A 20,570-nucleotide genomic window follows, 5' to 3' on the forward strand; every position below is an offset into this window, starting at 1 on the left:
TCCGCTCACACCAACGGGGCTTTTACGATCATGACTGGTATACCCTCCCCGCCGGAGTCCGGGGCCCCCGATACAACGGAGGCGAGAGAGCCGGCCCAGTCGGGTTCCTCGCTGTCGCACGGGCTCAAGCAGCGCCATCTGTCGATGATCGCGCTCGGCGGCGTCATCGGCGCCGGGCTCTTCGTCGGGTCCGGCCAGGGCATCGTCGCCGCCGGTCCCTCGATCGTGCTGGCCTATGCCGCCTCCGGCATCCTCGTGATGCTCGTGATGCGGATGCTCGGCGAGATGTCGGCGGCCAACCCCGCCTCCGGCAGCTTCTCCGTCCACGCCGAGCGGATGATCGGGCCGTGGGCGGGCTTCACCGCGGGTTGGGTGTTCTGGACCCTGCTGTGCGTGGCGGTCGCCGCCGAGGGCATCGGCGCCGCGCACATCATGACCGAATGGTTCCCCTCCACCGACTCGTGGATGTGGGTCGCGCTGTTCATGCTGCTGTTCACCGGCTCGAACCTGGCCGCGGTGGGCAACTTCGGCGAGTTCGAGTTCTGGTTCGCGACGCTGAAGGTCGCCGCCATCGCGGCATTCCTCGTCCTCGGCGTCCTTGCGATCCTCGGCGTCCTGCCCGGCACCGACGCCCCGGGCACCAGCAACCTCACCGGGCACGGCGGCTTCTTCCCCCAGGGCGCGGAGGGGCTGGTCACCGGCCTGCTCGCCTCGGTCTTCGCCTACGGCGGCCTGGAGACGGTCACCATCGCCGCCGCCGAGTCCGAGCACCCGCGCAAGGGCGTGGCCCGGGCCGTGCGCACGGCGATGTGGCGCATCGCCCTGTTCTACGTCGGCTCGCTGCTGGTCGTGGTCACCCTGCTGCCCTGGAACGACAAGTCCGTCACCGACAAGGGCCCCTACGTCGCCGTCCTGAACCACCTGGACATCCCGGGCGCCGGCCAGATCATGAACGTCGTCGTGCTGGTCGCCCTGCTGTCGGCGATGAACGCCAACATCTACGGCTCCTCGCGCATCGCCTACTCCCTCGTCGCCCGCAACCAGGGCCCGCGCCTGCTGGGGAAGATCAGCAGCGGCGGTGTCCCGCGCTACGCGGTGATCGCCTCCGCCACCTTCGGCTTCTTCGCCGTTCTGCTCAGCTACTGGTGGCCCACCACCGTCTTCAAGTGGCTGCTCAACATGGTCGGCGCGGCCACCCTCGTGGTCTGGGGCTTCATCGCCGTCTCCCAGCTGCGCGGGCGCCGGCGCACCCCGCAGGACCAGCTGCTCGTGCGCATGTGGCTCTTCCCGTACCTGACGTGGGCGGCCCTCGCCGGCATCGTCGCCGTCCTGGCGCTGATGCTGCGCGAGGACGACACGCGCATCCAGCTGTACTTCACCGGCGGGCTGACCATCGTCCTCGCCGTCACCGGCTACCTGCGGCAGCGGATGACGGCGGCCCGGCGCGCCGAGGCGGCCGCCGCCGCGAGCTGACGCGCCGTTCGCCGTAGTCGTCCCCGAGGCGGGGTGGGTCCTGATCTTCAGGACCCACCCCGCCTCCTCCTTTGGACCGAAGTCCTCCGGGCCGTACTGATGAGTGATCGCAGTTGCTGATAGCGTCTAGCTGCACATCAGTTGCAATAAGCAGTCGGAGGGCTCGGCATGGCCATCTACACACTTCCTGAACTTCCGTACGACTACTCGGCGCTCGCCCCTGTCATCAGCCCCGAGATCATCGAGCTGCACCACGACAAGCACCACGCCGCGTACGTCAAGGGCGCCAACGACACCCTCGAGCAGCTCGCCGAGGCCCGCGACAAGGACCAGTGGGGCTCGATCAACGGCCTGGAGAAGAACCTCGCGTTCCACCTCTCCGGCCACATCCTGCACAGCATCTACTGGACGAACATGAGCGGCGACGGCGGCGGCGAGCCGCTGGAGAAGGACGGCGTGGGCGAGCTCGCCGACGCCATCGCCGAGTCCTTCGGCTCCTTCGCCAAGTTCAAGACCCAGCTCTCCAAGGCCGCCGCCACCACCCAGGGCTCCGGCTGGGGCGTCCTCGCCTACGAGCCGGTCAGCGGCCGCCTCGTCGTCGAGCAGGTCTACGACCACCAGGGCAACGTCGGTCAGGGCTCGGTGCCCGTCCTCGTCTTCGACGCCTGGGAGCACGCCTTCTACCTGCAGTACAAGAACCAGAAGGTCGACTTCATCGAGGCCATGTGGAAGGTCGTCAACTGGCAGGACGTCGCCGCGCGCTACGCCGCCGCGAAGGCCAAGGGCAACAGCATCCTGCTCGGCGCCTGACCGCCTGACCGTCCGGCCCCCATGACCGCCTGCTCGTGATCGTCTTCTCACCCTTCACGCGGCAGGCACACCGAAGGCCCCCGCGCACCACCACCCGTTGCGCGGGGGCCCTTCAGGCATGCCCGAACGCCTCCCCCGTCACCGCGAACTGCCGGGCCAGCCCCGTCTCGTGCAACCGCGCGAACGGCGTGAACGGCACGCCCAGCTCCGAGCCGCCGCGGTCGAAGTTGTACGCCTTGTGCACGGCGAAGCGGTAGTCGACCGCGAGGCCGCCACTGCCGTCGACACGCACCGTGCCCGTCAGACGGAACTCCACGCAGCGCAGGGCCAGCCACCAGTCGCGGCTCGCGCGACGGCCGATGAACACGTCCCGCCAGCCGCTGTCCGCCGGGTACGCGGCGGGCGCCCGCCCGCACCCGCGCTCCAGCGCCTCGGCACGCCACCGCGCCAGCTGGGCGTCGACGGCCTCCCGCACGACGGGCAGCGCGAGCAGGGCCTCCGCGTCCACGCGGCGCGGGGTGCCGGTGCCGGCCAGGTAGTGACGCAGCATGCCGGCCGCATTGCGCAGCCCGAGCAGTGACCACGTTGCGGCGATCGCCCTGCCGACGGCGAGGGTGAGCAGATCGTACGGGCGTACGGGGAGCTCGGCGTGGGCGGCGTTGCCGCAGGGCGGCTCGGCGTCGGCCCAGCCGCCGTCGCGGCCGATGGGCGGGGAGAGGTCGGTCTGGCCCATACCGGGACATTAAGCGGTCGGCCGGCGCGGTGCCCGTTGGGTGCGGCTTCCGTGGGGCGCCTGCGGCGGGCTGATCCCCAGCCCCGCCCTCTCCCCGTCTCCCGGGGCTCCGCCCCGGACCCCGGTCCTCAATCGCCGGACGGGCTGACTTGTCAGCCCGTCCGGCGATTGAGGAGTGGGGGAAGAGCCGCCCGCAGGGCCCCCGGCCGTCACTCGAAGCTCGGCTCCGCCGTCCTCGTGCGCTTGAGCTCGAAGAAGCCCGGCGTCGACGCCACGAGCAGCGTGCCGTCCCACAGGCGGCCCGCCGCCTCGCCGCGGGGTGCCGGGGTGACGACGGGGCCGAAGAAGGCGACCTCGGACCCGCTGGGGCCCGGCACGGAGATGATCGGGGTGCCGACGTCCTGGCCGACCTTCTCGATGCCCTCCTTGTGCGACAGCCGCAGTTCCTCGTCGTGGGCGGTGCTGCCGGCCGCGTCGGCGAGGCTCGTCGGCAGACCCGCTTCCTCCAGTGCGGCCTCGATCGTGGCGCGGTCGCGCGGCAGGCCCTGGTTGTGGAAGCGGGTGCCGAGGGCGGTGTAGAGGGGGCCGAGCACGTCGTCGCCGTGTTCCTTGGCGGCCGCGATGCACACCCGTACCGCCTCCCAGGCGGTGGTGGTGAGGTACTCGCGGTACTCCTCCGGCACCTCGTCGATCTTGGGTTCGTTGAGGACGGCCAGGCTCATGACGTGCCAGCGCACGTCCACCGGCCGTACCTTCTGGACCTCCAGCATCCAGCGGGAGGTGAGCCAGGCCCACGGGCAGGCGGGGTCGAACCAGAAGTCGGCGGTCACGCGGGGTGCGGGCTGGGGGGTCATGGGCGGTACCTCCGGTGAGAAGTCGGTCTGCCGTTCAACAAACCCGCGCGTGCCATGATTCCTGAAACTACGAGAGGGGAGTCGCGACGTGCCCGGTGAGAACCTGACCCGCGAGGAAGCGGGCCTGCGCGCCCGTCTGCTGAGCGTGGACGCGTACGAGGTGGCGCTGGATCTGCGATCCGCGGTGGGCGAGGGGCGCACCTTCCGGTCGGTGACCACGATCCGCTTCCGCTTTGCGGAGCCGGGCGCGGCGACCTTCGCCGACCTGCTGGCCCCGTCGGTCACCTCGGTCACCCTCAACGGCCGTGCGCTCGACCCCGCGGCCGTCTTCGACGGCAGCCGCATCGCGCTGGCGGACCTGGCCGCCGAGAACGTGCTGGTCGTGGACGCCCAGTGCGCCTACAGCCGTACCGGTGAGGGTATGCACCGCTTCGTCGATCCCGAGGACGGCGAGGTGTACCTGTACACGCAGTACGAGCCGGCGGACGCGCGCCGGGTGTTCGCGAACTTCGAGCAGCCCGACCTGAAGGCGCCCTTCACCTTCACCGTGACCGCCCCCGCCTCCTGGACGGTGCTGAGCAACGGCGCTCAGGACGGCGAACCGGAGACCGCGGACGCCGGTGCGGCGACCTGGCGGTTCGTGCCGACGCGGCCGATCTCGACGTACATCACGGCCGTGGTCGCCGGCCCGTACCACGTCGTGCGCGACCACTACAGCCGTACGCTGCCGGACGGCTCGGTGCTGCAGATCCCGCTGGGCGCCCTGTGCCGCAAGGGGCTGGCGCCCTACTTCGACGCGGAGGACGTCTTCACGGTCACCAAGCAGGGTCTGGACTTCTTCCACGACACGTTCGACTACCCCTACCCCTTCGGCAAGTACGACCAGGCGTTCGTGCCGGAGTACAACCTGGGGGCGATGGAGAACCCGGGCTGTGTGACGTTCCGGGAGGAGTTCGTCTTCCGCGGCAAGGTGACGCAGGCGGCGTACGAGCGGCGGGCCAACGTCATCCTGCACGAGATGGCGCACATGTGGTTCGGCGACCTGGTCACCATGCAGTGGTGGGACGACCTGTGGCTCAAGGAGTCCTTCGCCGACTTCATGGGCTCCTTCTCCCAGGTGGAGGCCACCCGCTTCACCGGCGCCTGGATCACCTTCGCCAACCAGCGCAAGGCGTGGGCGTACCGCGCCGACCAGTGGCCCTCCACGCACCCGGTCACCGCGGACATCCGCGACCTGGAGGACGCCAAGCTCAACTTCGACGGCATCACCTACGCCAAGGGCGCCTCCGTACTCAAGCAGCTGGTGGCCTACGCGGGACGCGACGCCTTCCTCGAAGGCGCCCGGCGCTACTTCAAGCGCCACGCCTACGGCAACACCCGCCTTGCGGACCTGCTGTCGGTGCTGGGCGAGACCTCCGGCCGGGACATGGCCGCCTGGTCCCGCTCCTGGCTGCAGACCGCCGGCGTCAACACGCTCACGCCGCAGGTCACCTACGACGCGGAGGGGCACATCACGGAGCTGGCCGTGCTGCAGGAGGACGACCCGGCCCGGCCCGGGCTGCGCCCGCACCGGCTCGCGGTGGGTCTGTACCGGCGCGAGGCGCCGGGCGGGGCGCTCGTACGCTACGCGCGCGCCGAGACCGACGTCACCGGCCCGCGGACGGTCGTCACCGAGCTCACCGGCGCCGAGCGGCCGGAGCTGATCCTGGTCAACGACGACGACCTGACGTACTGCAAGATCCGCTTCGACGAGGGCTCGCTGGCCACCCTGCACGAGCACCTCGGCGATCTCACGGACCCCCTCGCCCGCGCCCTGTGCTGGTCGGCGCTGTGGAACCTCACGCGCGACGGGCTGCTGCCGGCCCGCGACTACCTGCGGATCGTCGGGCGCTTCGCGGGCGCCGAGAGCGAGATCGGCGTCCTGCAGACGGTGCAGATGTGCGCGAGCGCCGCCCTCGTGCACTACTCGGCCCCCGAGCAGCGCGAGCGGGCGACGCAGGAACTGGCCGCCAGCGCGCTGCGCGAGCTGCGGCAGGCCGAGCCTGGCAGCGGCCACCAGCTGGCGTGGGCGCGGTTCTTCGCGGGGCTGGCGACCGGCGAGGCGGACCTGGAGCTGCTGCGCGGCCTGCTGGAGGGCACCGCGAAGATCGACGGCCTGGACGTCGACCAGGAGCTGCGCTGGACCTTCCTGGCCACGCTGGCCTCCCGCGGCGCGGCCGACGAGGCGTTCCTGGACGCGGAGCTGGCCCGGGACAACACCGCCAGCGGCAAGCGGCACCACGTGCGCTGCCTGGCCTCCCGCCCGTCGGCCGAGGTCAAGGAGCAGGCGTGGGCGGCGGTCGTGGAGTCCGACGCCCTGTCCAACGCGCTGGCCGAGGCCACCATCGCAGGCTTCGACCAGCCCGGGCAGCGGGAGCTGCTGGCGCCCTTCGCGCCGCGCTACTTCGAGGCGATCGAGCGCATCTGGCGTGAGCGGTCGATCGAGACGGGCATGGCGGTGGTGCGCGGGCTCTTCCCGCACCTGCAGGACCACCCGGACACGCTCGCGGCCACCGACGCCTGGCTGGAGGCGCACACGGACGCCCCGCCGGCGCTGCGGCGGCTGGTGCTGGAGGCGCGCGACGACCTGGCCCGGGCGCTGCGCGCCATGGACTGCGACGCGGCTGCGGCCAAGAAGTGACGCTCGTAGCGCGATGGTGGCGTTCCTGACAGGCAGGTGGCATTCCTGACCGACAGGTGGTCTTGTCCCGGATCGTCCACGGAGCGGTAACAGCGCTCTTGGGGCGCGGGCGGGGCGGGAATGGCCGGGGCATGACCTCCAACACCCCCCTCTCCCCCCGCCCCCTGCACCATCTGTCCGACGTCCGCCACCGCGTGATGACGATCCGTCAGCTGAGGGAGCACGGCATCGCCGGGTCCGTCGTCGGCGAGCGGTGCCGGCCCGGAGGCCCCTGGCAGCAGCTGCTGCCGGGGGTCTTCCTGCTGCACGCCGGCCCGGCCACCGGCGAGGAGCGGCTGCACGCCGCACTGCTGTACACCGTGCCGCGGACCCAGGTGCCCCGCCAGCCCGGCCCGCAGGAGCGCGGGCGCGAGCAGAGCGCGGACGCGTACGGGCAGGCGATGATCACCGGGCCGGCGGCGCTGGCGCTGTACCGCTTCACCTCGGTGCCCTCGCTGCTGTCCCTGGAGCACATCGACGTGCTGCTGCCACGCACCCGCCGGCTGCGCTCGGCCGGGTTCGTCCGGCTGGTGCGCACCTCCGCGGTGCCCGGGCCCCGCCCGGTGACGGGCCTGCCGGTGGCCCCGGTGGCCCGGGCGGTGGCCGACACGGTGGCGCGGCTGGAGGACGCCCGGGCCGTCGGGCAGGTGCTGTCGGAGGCGGTGCGCGGCGGGCACTGCGAGGCGACGACGCTGGTGCGCGAGCTGTCGCGGGCCCGGCTGCTGACCCGGCCGCAGGTGGTGGACGCGGTCGAGGCGCTGCTGGCGGAGGGCCGGTCGCTGGCGGAGGACAGGCTGTACGCCATGGTGCGCGAGCACGCGCTGCCGGCGCCGCTGTGGAACGTCGACCTGTGGCTGCCGGGCGGGCCGTGCCTGGGGGCGGCCGACGCCTACTGGCCCGACCACGGGGTGGTGGTGGAGCTCGACGTCCACGGGCCGCACCGGGACGAGGCGGCGGTGTGGTCGGAGGCCGCGCTCAAGCGTGAGCGGCTGGAGCGGCTCGGCATCGCCTACCTGCGGCTGACCCCGCGAGGCCTGCGGGACGCGGCGGCGCTGGCGCAGCAGGCCACGGTGGTGCGTACGGCGCTCGCGGCGGCCGACCGGGAGCTCACCGCGTACGTGGTGGTGCTGCCGAGGTGACGCGCCGGCGGCTCCGGCGCGTCACCTGCTCCCGCGGGGGGCGTCAGCGGCGGCGCAGCAGCAGTTCGGTGTTGCGGTCGGCCGGTTGGCCGGCGAGCGAGGTGTCGGAGCCGGGCGCGTTGAAGGCCAGTTCGCGGTAGAGGGAGGCCAGCCCCGTCTGCGACAGGTCGTGGAAGTCGGTGCGGTACGGGGCGGCCGACTCGATGAGCGTGGTGAACAGGGAGATCGTGCCGTCCCGGTTGTCGGTGACCTCGATGACGCGGGCGAGCTGGGGGTAGTCCACGTGCGAGGCGGTGCAGATCTCCCAGAAGCTTCCGCGGGCGCGGATGCGGTTGCGGTGGCTGTGGCCGTTGATCCAGGCCAGGACGTTGGTGTGGCGCTGCAGGAGGGCGATCACCTCGTCGCCGCCGTGCCGCTTGTCCTTGGGCCGGGCGGGGTCGGGCGTCATGTTGCTCATGCTCCAGCTCGGGTGGTGGCTGAAGACGAGGGCGTACTGGTCCTTGTGGGCGGTCAGGGTGCGCTCCAGCCACTGCAGCTGGGCGGTGCCGAGGGAGCCCTGGTAGTGGCCGCCGGGGTCGGTGGTGTCGATGCTGATGCCGATGACCTTCTCGGAGACGGGGAAGGTGTAGTAGAGGTTGCCCGTCTCCAGGTTGGCGCGGGTGTAGCCGTGGCCGAGCGGCCCGCGGCCGGTGTGCCGGGGGTCGAGGTGGGCTGCGACGTACTGTTTTGCGGTCAGCGGCACCCGGCGCGGGTCGGGCGTGACGGTGCGCATTTCCTTGCTGTGCGCCTTGAGCAGGGACTCCACGCGCCTGCCCCTGGGGTCGGCGCCGTCCGCCTCGCCGGCCATGAGCCACTTGGCCTCGGCGGGCGGGACGTACTGCAGCTTGCGGTTGCCGACGCAGACCTCGGCGATGAAGGAGCCGGCCGCGGGGTAGCAGCCGCCGGAGAGCAGGTCGTGGTTACCGAAGGTGGAGTACCAGGGGATGTTCAGGCCGGGGCTGTTCACGGCGCGGCAGGCGGCGGCCAGGTAGCCGTCGATGCGCGGGTAGCCGAGCTGCTTGTCCTGGTCGCGCACGGAGCTCTCGGGGTGCCAGAAGGTCTTCAGGTTGCTGTTCTGGACGCCCTCGTAGTGGTGCGGGTCGCCGGTCTGGGGGTCGATGCGGCCGCCGCTGAGGGCGGTGAGGAACCACTCGACCTCGATCTTCGCGTTCTCGTCGCCGTTGTCGCCGGTGGTGACGACGAAGGACAGGGGGCTGCCGGTGACCGGGCCGCGGCGCAGCTTGTTCACGCGCTCGACGAGGGAGACGATCCCGGGCAGCGTGAGGGCCTCGTGCGGGCGCCAGGCGCCGGGCTCGCCGGAGCGGAAGAACTCGTAGCGCAGGGGGTGCTGGACGTCCGTCAGGTGCAGATCGGTGAACTGCACGAAGCAGGCCAGCGTGGTGCGCCGGTCCTCGCGCCCGCCGCCGGCCGCGGCCAGTTCGGCGCGCACCTCGCGCGGCCAGCCCGGCCCGTCGCCCAGCCTGCGGTAGCCGCCGCTGCCCCGCGGGGCGGCCACGGAGACGAGGGTGGTGCCGGCGGCGGTGGGCGCGGCCTCGGCGGTGGCCGTCGCCGAGGCGCTCGCCGCCGCCTGGGGGGCGGGCGTCGGGTCGGTGGGGGCGGCGCCGGCCGGGCTGCTGCCGGCGCCCAGGCCGAGGCCCAGGCCCGCGGTCGTGGCGCCCGCGGCGGCCAGGAAGGTGCGGCGGTCCAGCGGCGAGTCTGCGGTCCTGCGGGCTCTGCGGTGCATGGCGGTCTCCCCGAGTGCGAACGCGAAGGCTGGCGATCCGGCGGGCGGCCGGCGGGCCCCGTCGACGGGGATGCTTGGCATCCCGGGTGACCTGGGCGTGAACGGGGCCGCAACGATCGCCGCCGGTCACCTCGCATGGATCTTGGCTACTGCGAATGGACATACACCACTCGTCCCCTCGTGCACTGACGCTCACTCAGCGTTCACCCGCGGGGGAACCGTTGGGCCGGTCAGCGGGGCGATCCTTTGGTCCGTTTGTCCTACAACCATCGGACCGGGAGGGGCTTCCTGACCGCTTCGTGGTGCGTCGCCCTGCTTCATCCCGCCCTGGCCCCTGGCGGGTTTACGCCATCCTTATCCTCACGCCCCGGCAACTCTCCCCAAAACCGCACCACTTCCATCAAAGTGAGCGGTCACCCGGCTCCGATTTCCGGACGCCGCGTCGTCGTGCCCTTTTCGTTCCCTCAGCTCCGCCTTTTGTCACCCGCTTACCACTGACAAGCCCAGGGATGCCCATGCAAGCCACCCCCGAAGGCGCCGCCGGCGCCGTGGACGCACCCCCCGCGCGCGCGAGACGCACGGCCCGAATAGCCGTCGCGGCCAGCCTCGTGGCCGCCCTCACCGCCGCGGGCGCCGCCCCCGCCTTCGCCGCCGACCCCGTGCCCGCCCCGGGCCCGGCCCAACCGGCCAACGACCCCGCCGACAAGCTCGGTTCGCAGGACGCCTCCCTGCTCGCCAAGGCCAAGGCCGAGGGCGACCGTACGGTCACGATGATGATCGCCACCGCCCCGGGCCAGACCGGCCAGGTCGCCCACAAGCTGGACGCGATCGAGGGCGCCTCGGTGGGCCAGGCGTACGACAAGCTCGGCTACGTACGGGCCACGGTGCCCATCGCCAAGGCCGACGACGCCATCGACGAGGCGAAGAAGCTGGCCTCCGTGCACGGCATCGACCTCAAGCAGGAGATACCCCTGCCCGACCCGACGCCCCGCGCGGATTCCGCCCAGGGCGCCCCCCGCCTCGCCAAGAGCCGCACCTACCCGGGGCCCGGCAAGGACACCCCGGCGAAGAACCCGTACCAGCCGGCCTTCGAGACCGGCGCCGTCGACTTCGTCGAGGACCACCCGCAGGCCGACGGCCGCGGCGTGACCATCGGCATCCTCGACTCCGGCATCGACCTGGGCCACCCGGCGCTGCAGAGGACCACCACCGGCGAGCGCAAGATCGTCGACTGGGTGACCGCGACCGACCCGCTCACCGACTCCGACGGCACCTGGCTGCCGATGACGCAGGACGTCTCGGGCCCGTCCTTCTCCTTCAACGGCCGCACCTACACCGCCCCGGCCGGCGGCGGCAGCTACCAGGTCGCGCTGTTCCGCGAGAACGCCACGACCGGCGGCGACATGAAGGGCGACCTCAACCGGGACGGCGACACCACCGACTCCTGGGCCGTGCTGTACGACAAGGCCAAGGGCACCGTCCGCGTCGACCTCGACGACAACGGCGACTTCGGTGACGACGAGGAGATGAAGCCGTACAAGGACGGCTTCCAGGTCGGGTACTTCGGCAAGGACGACCCCAGGACGCCGATCGCCGAGCGCATCCCGTTCGTCGTGCAGATCCGCAAGGACGTGCCGATGGACCCCAAGGGCGGCTCGTGGGTCGGCAAGAAGGCCGACTTCGTCAACATCGGCGTCATCGAGTCCGAGCACGGCACGCACGTCGCCGGCATCACCGCCGCCAACGGCCTGTTCGGCGGGCGGATGAAGGGCGCGGCGCCCGGCGCCAAACTCGTCTCCTCCCGGGCCTGCACCTGGACGGGCGGCTGCACCAACATCGCCCTGACCGAGGGCATGATCGACCTCGTCGTCAACCACGGCGTCGACATCGTCAACATGTCCATCGGCGGGCTGCCCGCGCTCAACGACGGCAACAACGCCCGCTCCGAGCTGTACACGCGCCTCATCGACACCTACGGCGTCCAGCTGGTGATCTCCGCGGGCAACAGCGGCCCCGGCGCCAACACCATCGGCGACCCGGCCCTGGCCGACAAGGTCCTCAGCGTCGGCGCCTCGGTCTCCAAGGAGACCTGGGCGGCCAACTACGGCTCGGAGGTGAAGAACAAGTACGCCATGATGCCCTTCTCCTCCCGCGGCCCGCGCGAGGACGGCGGCTTCACCCCGACCATCACCGCCCCCGGCGCGTCGATCAACACCACGCCGACCTGGGAGCCGGGCGCGCCCGTCAAGGAGGCCGGCTACGACCTGCCGCCCGGCTACGGCATGCTGCAGGGCACCTCGATGGCCTCCCCGCAGGCCGCCGGCGCCGCCGCGCTGCTGATCTCGGCCGCCAAGCAGAAGCACATGTCGCTCACCCCGGCCGACCTGCGCACGGCGCTGACCAGCACCGCGAAGAAGATCAAGGGCGCGCAGGCGTACGAGCAGGGCTCGGGCCTGATCGACATCAACGAGGCCTGGGAGGCCCTGCGCGAGGGCGCCACCGCCCACGACTACACGGTCAAGGCGCCGGTGAACACCGTGCTGGCCGGCAGGCTGAAGACCCCGGGCTTCGGCACCGGCCTGTACGACCGCGAGGGCGGCCTGAAGGCCGGCGAGACGCGCACGTACGACGTGACCGTCACCCGGACCTCCGGCCCGGACCGGCCCGTGTGGCACGAGCTGAAGTGGCGCACCAACGACGGCACGTTCTCGCTCGTCGGTGACGACGAGGTGAAGCTGCCGCTGAACAAGCCGGTCACCGTCAAGGTGAAGGCCAAGGCGAAGGCGGCGGGCATCCACAGCGCGATCCTGACCGTCGACGACGACCGCACCGAGGGCATCGACAAGCAGATCATGACGACCGTCGTGGTCTCCGAGCCGGTCGCCTCCCCCTCGTACACGGTGCAGAAGTCGGGGACGGCCACGCGCAACGCCACCACCTCCTACTTCGTGACCGTGCCCAAGGGCGCGAAGACCCTCGAGGTGGCCCTCGGCGGCCTGGCCGCCGGCAGCCAGACCCGCTTCATCGCGATCAACCCCTACGGCGTGCCGGTCGACCCGACGTCCACGCCGAACTGCTACCCGAACTACCCGAACCCCCAGAACACCTGCCGTCCGGACCTGCGGTCGTACACGAATCCGGTGCCGGGCGTCTGGGAGATCGAGGTGGAGTCCCGTCGCACGTCGCCGCTGCTGGAGAACCCCTACCAGCTGACGATCACCGCGAAGGACGTCACCGGCTGACGCCGGACACGGCGGGGTGGGCGCGGCTGCCGCGCCCACCCCGCTGCGACACGCAGTGATGACTTACGACACGGAGCGATGCCCTGTGGTCGGGCCCACGGCCAAAAAATTGGACTTCCACCCCCGGGTCACCCGCATGATGGAACCGTAGACCCAGGTCAGCCGTCGTCGGACGTACGTGCTGAACGGCAAGTAGGGAGTCCTCGTGAGGATCGGAATCGTCGGAGCCACCGGTCAGGTCGGCGGAGTCATGCGCAAGATCCTGGCCGACCGTGCCGCGTTTAATTCTCTGGGCCCGGTGACCGAGCTGCGCCTGTTCGCCTCGGCCCGCTCCGCCGGTACGACCCTGCCCTACGAGGGCAAGGACATCACCGTCGAGGACGCCGCCACCGCCGACTACACCGGCCTGGACATCGTGATCTTCTCCGCCGGCGGCGCCACCTCCAAGGCGCTGGCCGAGAAGGTCGCCGGCCAGGGCGCCGTGGTGATCGACAACTCCTCCGCCTGGCGCCGCGACCCCGAGGTGCCGCTGGTGGTCTCCGAGGTCAACCCGCACGCGATCAAGCAGCGGCCCAAGGGCATCATCGCCAACCCGAACTGCACCACCATGGCCGCCATGCCGGTGCTCAAGCCGCTGCACGAGGAGGCGGGGCTGACCGCGCTGGTCGCCACCACCTACCAGGCCGTCTCCGGCTCGGGCCTGGCGGGCGTCGCCGAGCTCGACGGCCAGGTGCGCAAGGTCGTCGACCGGGCGGCGGAGCTCACCCACGACGGCGAGGCCGTGGACTTCCCGGAGCCGGGCGTCTACAAGCGCACCATCGCCTTCAACGTGCTGCCGCTGGCCGGCGCGGTCGTCGACGACGGCAGCTTCGAGACGGACGAGGAGCAGAAGCTCCGCAACGAGTCCCGCAAGATCCTGGAGATCCCGGAGCTGAAGGTGTCGGGCACCTGCGTGCGCGTGCCGGTCTTCTCCGGCCACTCGCTGCAGGTCAACGCCCGCTTCGCGCGTCCGCTGAGCGTCGAGCGCGCCTACGAGCTGCTCAGGGACGCCCCCGGCGTGGAGCTGTCGGAGATCCCGACCCCGCTGCAGGCGGCCGGCAAGGACGTCTCCTACGTGGGCCGCATCCGCGTCGACGAGACCGTCGAGCACGGCCTGGCGCTGTTCCTCTCCAGCGACAACCTGCGCAAGGGCGCGGCGCTGAACGCCGTCCAGATCGCCGAGCTGGTCGCGGCCGAGCTGCGCGGCTGATCCGTACGCACGAGCAAGGGGGCGGGCCCGGTGCGGGCCCGCCCCCTTGGCGCATCCGCCGTCAGCGTACGCACCGCCACGCAGCGCGACGGGCGTGGAAGGATGGCCGGACCATCGCGACGTTGAAGGAGATGCCCACGTGCCCGGTACGAATCTGACCCGCGAGGAAGCGCAGGAGCGGGCGCGGCTGCTCACCCTGGACGCGTACGAGGTCGAGCTCGACCTCTCCGGCGCGCAGGAGGGCGGCACCTTCCGCTCCGAGACCGTCGTGCGCTTCGATGCCGCCGAAGCCGCCGACACCTTCATCGACCTGGTGGCACCCACCGTGCACGAGGTCGTGCTGAACGGCACCGCGCTGGAGCCGGCCGAGGTCTTCGCCGACAGCCGGATCGCGCTGCCGGGCCTTCTCGCCGGCCGCAACGAGCTGCGGGTGGTCGCCGACTGCGCGTACACCAATACCGGTGAGGGCCTGCACCGCTTCGTCGACCCGGTCGACCAGCAGGCGTACCTGTACACGCAGTTCGAGGTGCCCGACGCCCGCCGCGTCTTCGCCTCCTTCGAGCAGCCCGACCTGAAGGCGACGTTCCGCTTCACCGTGAAGGCCCCCGAGGGCTGGACCGTGATCTCCAACTCGCCCACCCCCGAGCGCCCGGCCGACGACGTCTGGCGCTTCGAGCCGACGCCGCGCATCTCCACGTACATCACCGCGCTGATCGCCGGCCCGTACCACTCGGTGCACAGCAGCTACGAGAAGGACGGGCAGGTCGTGCCGCTGGGCATCTACTGCCGTCCGTCGCTGGCGGAGTTCCTCGACGCGGACGCCATCTTCGAGGTCACCCGGCAGGGCTTCGACTGGTTCCAGGAGAAGTTCGACTACGCGTACCCCTTCGCCAAGTACGACCAGCTCTTCGTGCCGGAGTTCAACGCGGGCGCGATGGAGAACGCGGGCGCGGTCACCATTCGCGACCAGTACGTCTTCCGCTCGAAGGTCACCGACGCCGCCTACGAGGTGCGCGCCGAGACGATCCTGCACGAGCTGGCCCACATGTGGTTCGGCGACCTGGTCACCATGGAGTGGTGGAACGACCTGTGGCTGAACGAGTCGTTCGCCACCTACACCTCCATCGCCTGCCAGGCCGCCGCCCCCGGCAGCCGCTGGCCGCACTCGTGGACCACCTTCGCCAACTCCATGAAGACGTGGGCCTACCGGCAGGACCAGCTGCCCTCCACCCACCCGATCATGGCCGAGATCCGCGACCTGGACGACGTCCTCGTCAACTTCGACGGCATCACCTACGCCAAGGGCGCCTCCGTCCTCAAGCAGCTGGTGGCCTACGTCGGCGAGGACGCCTTCTTCCGCGGCGTGCAGGCGTACTTCAAGGCGCACGCCTACGGCAACACGCGCCTGTCCGACCTGCTGGGTGCGCTGGAGAAGACCAGCGGCCGCGACCTGAGCACCTGGTCGAAGAAGTGGCTGGAGACCGCCGGCATCAACATCCTGCGCCCGGAGGTCACCACCGACGAGGCCGGCGCCATCACCTCCTTCGCCGTCCGCCAGGAGGCTCCCGCCCTGCCCGCCGGCGCCAAGGGCGAGCCGACCCTGCGCCCGCACCGCATCGCCGTCGGCCTGTACGAGCTGCGGGGCGGCAAGCTGGTGCGCACCGACCGCATCGAGCTCGACGTCGACGGCGAGCGCACCGAGGTCCCGCAGCTGGTGGGCAGGCAGCGCCCGGCCGTGATCCTGCTCAACGACGACGACCTGTCGTACGCCAAGGTGCGCCTGGACGCCGAGTCGCTGGCCACCGTCACCCAGCACCTGGGCGACTTCGAGCAGTCGCTGCCGCGCGCCCTGTGCTGGGCCTCGGCCTGGGACATGACCCGCGACGGCGAGATGGCCACCCGCGACTACCTGGACCTGGTGCTCTCGGGCATCGACAAGGAGTCCGACATCGGCGTGGTGCAGTCGCTGCAGCGCCAGGTCAAGACCGCCCTCGACCTGTACGCCGCCCCCGCCTGGCGCGAGAGCGGCCTCGCGAAGTGGAGCGAGGCCGCCCTCGCCCACCTGCGCGCGGCCGCCGCCGGCAGCGACCACCAGCTGGCCTGGGCACGGGCCTTCGCCGCCACCGCCCGCACCGACGAGCAGCTCGACCTCGTGGCCGGGCTGCTGGAGGGCACCGAGACGATCGAGGGCCTGGCCGTCGACACCGAGCTGCGCTGGGACCTGCTCGGCCGGCTGGCCGCCACCGGCCGCGCGGACGAGAAGGCCATCGAGGCCGAGCTGGAGCGCGACCGCACCTCCGCCGGCGAGCAGCACGCCGCCTGGGCCCGCGCCGCGCGCCCGACGGCCGCGGCCAAGGCCGAGGCATGGGCGTCCGTGATCGAGTCCGACACACTGCCCAACGCCGTCCAGGAGTCGGTCATCGGCGGCTTCCAGCAGGCGGACCAGCGCGAGCTGCTCGCCGGCTACGCCGAGAAGTACTTCGCGTCGGTCAAGGACGTCTGGAACAACCGCAGCCACGAGATGGCCCAGCAGATCGCGATCGGCCTGTACCCCGTGCTGCAGGTCTCCGAGGCCACGCTGGCCGCCACGGACGCCTGGCTGGCCTCGGCCGAGCCGAACGCCGCCCTGCGCCGCCTGGTCACCGAGGCCCGCTCGGGCGTCGAGCGCGCCCTGAAGGCCCAGGCCGCGGACGCCGCGGCGACGGCGTAGCCGGCACCTCGCCGGCGAGAACGCCGGACGGGCCGGTCGGCCCGTCCGGCGTTCTCCTCAGCCCTGACGGGCGGCGGCCCGGCGGGCCAGGATCGCCGCGCGCCGCTCGTCGAACTTGCGCGCCTGCGTGTCCAGGTCGCCCAGGAACAGCCCCAGCTCCTCCTGCGCCTGCAGGCCCTCCGGCCCGAGGCCGTCGATCTCCAGGACCTTCAAAAAGCGCAGCACCGGCTGCAGCACGTCGTCGTGGTGGATGCGCAGGTTGTAGATGCCGCCCAGGGCGATCTGCGCGGCGGCGCGCTCGAAGCCGGGGATGCCGTGGCCGGGCATCCGGAAGCCGGTGACCACGTCGCGCACGGCGCTCATGGTCTGGTCGGGCGCCAGCTCGAAGGCCTTCGCCAGCAGGTTGCGGTAGAAGACCATGTGCAGGTTCTCGTCGGTGGCGATGCGCGCGAGCATGCGGTCGCAGACCGGGTCGCCGGAGTGGTGGCCGGTGTTGCGGTGCGAGATGCGGGTGGCCAGTTCCTGGAAGGCGACGTAGGCGACCGAGTGCAGCATGCTGTGGCGGTTGTCGGACTCGAAGCCCTCGCTCATGTGCGCCATGCGGAAGCGCTCGAGCTCCACCGGATCGACGGCGCGCGAGGTGAGCAGGTAGTCGCGCATCACGATGCCGTGCCGGCCCTCCTCGGCCGTCCAGCGGTGCACCCAGGTGCCCCAGGCGCCGTCGCGGCCGAAGAGGGTGGCGATCTCGTGGTGGTAGCTGGGCAGGTTGTCCTCGGTCAGCAGGTTGACGACCAGGGCGATGCGGCCGATGTCGGTGACCTTCGACTGCTCGGGCGCCCAGGCCTCACCGCCCAGGGGGCCGTCGAAGTTCCGGCCGTCGCTCCAGGGCACGTACTCGTGCGGCATCCATTCCTTGGCCACCTTCAGGTGCCGGTTGAGCTCGGCCTCGACGACCTCTTCGAGGGCGTACAGCAGGCGAGCGTCGCTGAGGACGGCACGGCCGTCGTGGGCGGGGGCGAGGGTCACGTGCGGCTCCTGGGCGATCATCACCTACGGCTCCGTAGGTTACGACACCGTAAGTTAGCGGTCCGGCAAACGCCAAAGCCAGTGGGTCCTACACATAAAAGGCCGGCAAAAAGGGCAGCGAAAAGGCCGGCACCATACGGTGCCGGCCTTCCGGGAAGCGATGCGGGGTGAGGACCCTTAGCGCGTGGCGCGCGGGTAGTGCGTCTGCGCGGCGTGGGTACGGGCGTTGTCGGAGTTCCGGGACAGCACCATGGTCAGTCCCGCGATGACCAGGAACAGCACGATCGGGGCCGCCACGTACAGGCCGAGCGTGTTCAGCACGCTCAGGCCCGGGCCCGGGTCGTCGCCGTCGTCGCGGGTGAGCGCGAACGCGGGGGACGACATCAGCAGCATCAGCATCGTGCCGGCAGAGATCGCACCGGCGCGCACGGCGTTCTTGTTGACCTTATTGCTCACGGCCTCAAGCTATCGGACCCCCGCACGGGCCGCGCGCCCGGGGTGGCCTATCGGGGGCCGCGGGCCGCCACCACGTCCTCCATGAGCGCGTGCAGCCGGGGCGAGGCCACCAGTTCCTCCAGGGACAGCGGGCGGCCGTGGGCGTCGGCGACGGGCAGCCGCCAGTTCGGGTACTGGTCCCAGGTGCCCGGAAGGTTCTGCGGCCGGCGGTCGCCGACGGTGTCCGGCAGCCAGATCCCGACCAGCCGGGCCGGGGTGCGCAGCAGGAAGCGGTGCACGGCCCGTACGGCCGCCTCCTCGTCCCCCGGCCCCTCCGGCAGCAGCCCCAGACGCACGAAGCCGGCCAGCCACTCGGCCACGTCCATGGCGTCCTCGCGCTGCTCCTCCTGGAGCGGGCGGGCCAGCAGCCCCAGGCGGTGGCGCAGCTCCACGTGCTCGCCGGTCAGCCGGGCGGCGGTGCTGGGCAGGTCGTGGGTGGTGGCCGTCGCCAGGCAGGCGGAGCGCCATTTCTCGGGGGGCAGCGGCTCCTCGGTCTCCTTTCCCCCGCTGTTTCCCCCGTTGCCCTCTTTGTCGTCGGAGTTCCCGTAGGTGCGCTCGAACCACAGCACCGAGGTACCGAGCACGCCGCGCTCCTGAAGCGTCTCGCGCACCCCCGGCTCGACCGTGCCCAGGTCCTCGCCGATGACGACGGCCCCCGCACGGTGCGCCTCCAGGGCCAGGACCGCGAGCATCGCCTCGTGGTCGTAGCGCACATAGGCGCCGCGCCGCGGCTCGTACCCCTGGGGCACCCACCACAGCCGGAACAGCCCCATCACGTGGTCGATGCGCAGGGCGCCCGCGTGCCGCAGCAGGTGACGCAGCAGCTCGCGGTACGGGGCGTGGCCGGTGGCGGCGAGGGCGTCGGGCCGCCAGGGCGGCAGACCCCAGTCCTGGCCGTGCGGGCTGAAGGCGTCGGGGGGCGCGCCCACCGACATGCCGGCGGCGAAGGTCTCCTGCTGGGCCCAGGTGTCGGAGCCGGTGGGGTGGACGCCGACGGCGAGGTCGTGGACGAGGCCGATGCGCATGCCGGCCTCGCGGGCGGTGCGCTGGGCGGCGGCCAGCTGCCGGTCGGTGAGCCAGGCGAGCCAGCAGTGGAAGTCGACGCGGTCCAGCAGCTCGCCGCGGGCCCGGGCGGTGCGGGCCGAGCGCGGGTCGCGCAGGCCCGCCGGCCAGCTGCGCCAGTCGGGGCCGTGCACTTCGGCCAGGGCGCACCAGGTGGCGTGGTCGTCGAGGGCCTGGCCCTGGGCGGCGAGGAAGTCGTGGTAGGCGGCGCGCCGGCCGGGGCCCAGCGGGACGGTGCGCACCAGCTCCAGGGCGCGCCGCTTGAGGTCCCACACGGCGTCCCGGTCGATGAGGGCCGAGCGGACCAGCACGTCCTCGCGCAGGGCCGCGGCCCGCTCCAGCAGGTGCTCGGCCTCCTGCCGGGCGGCGCCGGCGAGGTGGGCGAACTCGGGCACCTCCTCGATGCGCAGGTGGACGGGATCGGGGAAGCGGCGGGAGGAGGGGCGGTAGGGCGAGGGGTCGGTGGGCGGGCCGGGCACGGCCGAGTGCAGCGGGTTGACCTGCAGGAAGTCGCAGCCGAAGGTGCGGCCGGACCAGGCGGCGAGCTCCGCGAGGTCGCCGAGGTCGCCCATGCCCCAGGAGCGGGCGGACAGCAACGAGTACAGCTGGACCATGAAGCCGATGCCCCGGCCGGTGGGCCCGGGCAGCTGCCGGGGGGCGACGATCAGGGGCGCGCTCGCGGTGCGCCCGTCAAGGGTGCGGGCGCGCAGCAGGTGGCCGCCGAGCGGCAGCGCCTGTTCGCCGGGGTCGTCCCAGGGCAGGGTGCGGCCGTCCTCGGTCTCCACGCGCAGCACGGTGCCCTCGGGGAGCGGGGGCGGCAGCCCTGCCGTGCCGCGGACGACGACGGTGGGGGGCAGTAACCGGCCGCGGGCGGCGGCCTCGTGCGCTTCGAGGGCGTCGCGCACGGCCCGGGGGGTGGAGGCGTCGACGCCGAGGGCGGCGAGGACGGCGACGATCGTGTCCTCGGCCACCTTGACGGTGCGGCCGGGGCCTGCCTCGTAGGAGGCGGCGACGCCGTGCAGTTCGGCCAGGCGCGCTCTGTCCATCAAGACCTCCGCGGTCGGCCCCGGTGCCGGACGCCTGATGCCCTACCCATGTGCGGCGGCCGCCGACACCTTGCGTTCCCTCATGTCGCTTTGACGCCTCTTCGGGCGGCTTCCGGATCGGTTCCGGACCTGGTCCCGTTCGCGGCGCCGGGGGCATTACCGGCAGTTCGGGCAGGCGCGTTGACAGCTCACGGACCTGGTGATGGGCTCGACGCTCCACGGCGCGACG

12 protein-coding genes and 1 pseudogene are annotated in these 20,570 nt (G+C 72.0%); 7 read left to right on the forward strand and 6 right to left on the reverse strand.

Annotation, left to right across the window (positions count from 1 at the left end; all coding sequences use genetic code 11):
* The first annotated feature begins 144 nt into the window (after positions 1–144).
* Entirely contained in the window at positions 145–1,473 is a 1,329-nt protein-coding gene (locus AB0K17_RS10420; protein WP_365982772.1) for an amino acid permease, read from the forward strand.
* A gap of 168 nt (positions 1,474–1,641) precedes the next feature.
* Positions 1,642–2,283, forward strand: coding sequence for a superoxide dismutase (locus tag AB0K17_RS10425; RefSeq protein ID WP_344434378.1), 642 nt, complete (start codon positions 1,642–1,644; stop codon positions 2,281–2,283).
* A 112-nt stretch (positions 2,284–2,395) separates the two neighbouring features.
* On the opposite strand, the gene AB0K17_RS10430 is transcribed toward AB0K17_RS10425, so the two are convergent.
* Together AB0K17_RS10430 and AB0K17_RS10435 are read right to left on the reverse strand one after the other, a co-directional pair.
* A complete protein-coding gene (locus AB0K17_RS10430) occupies positions 2,396–3,016 on the reverse strand; it encodes a hypothetical protein (RefSeq protein ID WP_365982755.1) in 621 nt (206 codons plus the stop codon).
* Between the two features lie 209 nt (positions 3,017–3,225).
* Positions 3,226–3,870: a DsbA family protein gene (locus tag AB0K17_RS10435; protein ID WP_365982756.1), complete on the reverse strand. Its 645-nt coding sequence runs from the start codon at positions 3,868–3,870 to the stop codon at positions 3,226–3,228.
* A gap of 88 nt (positions 3,871–3,958) precedes the next feature.
* Between AB0K17_RS10435 and pepN (AB0K17_RS10440) the strand changes: the two genes are divergently transcribed.
* Together pepN (AB0K17_RS10440) and AB0K17_RS10445 are read left to right on the forward strand one after the other, a co-directional pair.
* Complete coding sequence (pepN, locus tag AB0K17_RS10440) at positions 3,959–6,550, forward strand: aminopeptidase N (protein WP_365982757.1); 2,592 nt, start codon at positions 3,959–3,961, stop codon at positions 6,548–6,550.
* A 131-nt stretch (positions 6,551–6,681) separates the two neighbouring features.
* Positions 6,682–7,728, forward strand: a complete 1,047-nt coding sequence (locus tag AB0K17_RS10445) for a hypothetical protein (protein ID WP_365982758.1) — start codon at positions 6,682–6,684, stop codon at positions 7,726–7,728.
* A gap of 43 nt (positions 7,729–7,771) precedes the next feature.
* On the opposite strand, the gene AB0K17_RS10450 is transcribed toward AB0K17_RS10445, so the two are convergent.
* Positions 7,772–9,511, reverse strand: a complete 1,740-nt coding sequence (locus AB0K17_RS10450) for a TIGR03767 family metallophosphoesterase (RefSeq protein ID WP_365982759.1) — start codon at positions 9,509–9,511, stop codon at positions 7,772–7,774.
* 515 nt (positions 9,512–10,026) lie between these two features.
* Between AB0K17_RS10450 and AB0K17_RS10455 the strand changes: the two are divergent.
* From AB0K17_RS10455 to pepN (AB0K17_RS10465), 3 genes and pseudogenes are all read left to right on the forward strand, one after another.
* Positions 10,027–12,726, forward strand: a pseudogene (locus AB0K17_RS10455) (S8 family serine peptidase); the annotation flags it as partial.
* 232 nt (positions 12,727–12,958) lie between these two features.
* On the forward strand, positions 12,959–14,002 hold the full coding sequence (locus AB0K17_RS10460; protein WP_365982760.1) for an aspartate-semialdehyde dehydrogenase: 1,044 nt from the start codon (positions 12,959–12,961) through the stop codon (positions 14,000–14,002).
* Positions 14,003–14,141: 139 nt separating this feature from the next.
* Positions 14,142–16,712: an aminopeptidase N gene (gene pepN, locus AB0K17_RS10465; RefSeq protein WP_365967681.1), complete on the forward strand. Its 2,571-nt coding sequence runs from the start codon at positions 14,142–14,144 to the stop codon at positions 16,710–16,712.
* Between the two features lie 57 nt (positions 16,713–16,769).
* Here pepN (AB0K17_RS10465) and AB0K17_RS10470 read toward each other — a convergent pair whose 3' ends face one another.
* The 3 genes from AB0K17_RS10470 to malQ all read right to left on the reverse strand — a co-directional run bounded on the left by AB0K17_RS10470 (position 16,770) and on the right by malQ (position 20,341).
* On the reverse strand, positions 16,770–17,738 hold the full coding sequence (locus tag AB0K17_RS10470; protein ID WP_365982773.1) for an acyl-ACP desaturase: 969 nt from the start codon (positions 17,736–17,738) through the stop codon (positions 16,770–16,772).
* 177 nt (positions 17,739–17,915) lie between these two features.
* Positions 17,916–18,194 carry a hypothetical protein gene (locus AB0K17_RS10475; protein ID WP_344434387.1) on the reverse strand — a complete coding sequence of 93 codons (279 nt, stop codon included), beginning with the start codon at positions 18,192–18,194 and terminating at the stop codon, positions 17,916–17,918.
* A 47-nt stretch (positions 18,195–18,241) separates the two neighbouring features.
* Positions 18,242–20,341 (reverse strand): 4-alpha-glucanotransferase, encoded by a 2,100-nt coding sequence (gene malQ / locus AB0K17_RS10480; protein WP_365982761.1) that lies wholly within the window; start codon positions 20,339–20,341, stop codon positions 18,242–18,244.
* Between the last annotated feature and the right edge of the window lie 229 nt (positions 20,342–20,570).

Origin of the sequence: Streptomyces sp. NPDC049585 (assembly GCF_040675615.1) — a bacterium.
GTDB classification, from domain to species: Bacteria; Actinomycetota; Actinomycetes; order Streptomycetales; family Streptomycetaceae; genus Streptomyces; species Streptomyces luteosporeus.

Bases quoted from the DNA above. Each gene is read 5' to 3' on its own strand.
- AB0K17_RS10450 (WP_365982759.1), bottom strand. From the start codon at position 9,511: ATGCACCGCAGAGCCCGCAGGACCGCAGACTCGCCGCTGGACCGCCGC.
- AB0K17_RS10425 (WP_344434378.1), top strand. From the start codon at position 1,642: ATGGCCATCTACACACTTCCTGAACTTCCGTACGACTACTCGGCGCTC.
- AB0K17_RS10445 (WP_365982758.1), top strand. From the start codon at position 6,682: ATGACCTCCAACACCCCCCTCTCCCCCCGCCCCCTGCACCATCTGTCC.
- malQ (WP_365982761.1), bottom strand. From the start codon at position 20,341: ATGGACAGAGCGCGCCTGGCCGAACTGCACGGCGTCGCCGCCTCCTAC.
- AB0K17_RS10435 (WP_365982756.1), bottom strand. From the start codon at position 3,870: ATGACCCCCCAGCCCGCACCCCGCGTGACCGCCGACTTCTGGTTCGAC.
- AB0K17_RS10430 (WP_365982755.1), bottom strand. From the start codon at position 3,016: ATGGGCCAGACCGACCTCTCCCCGCCCATCGGCCGCGACGGCGGCTGG.
- AB0K17_RS10420 (WP_365982772.1), top strand. From the start codon at position 145: ATGATCGCGCTCGGCGGCGTCATCGGCGCCGGGCTCTTCGTCGGGTCC.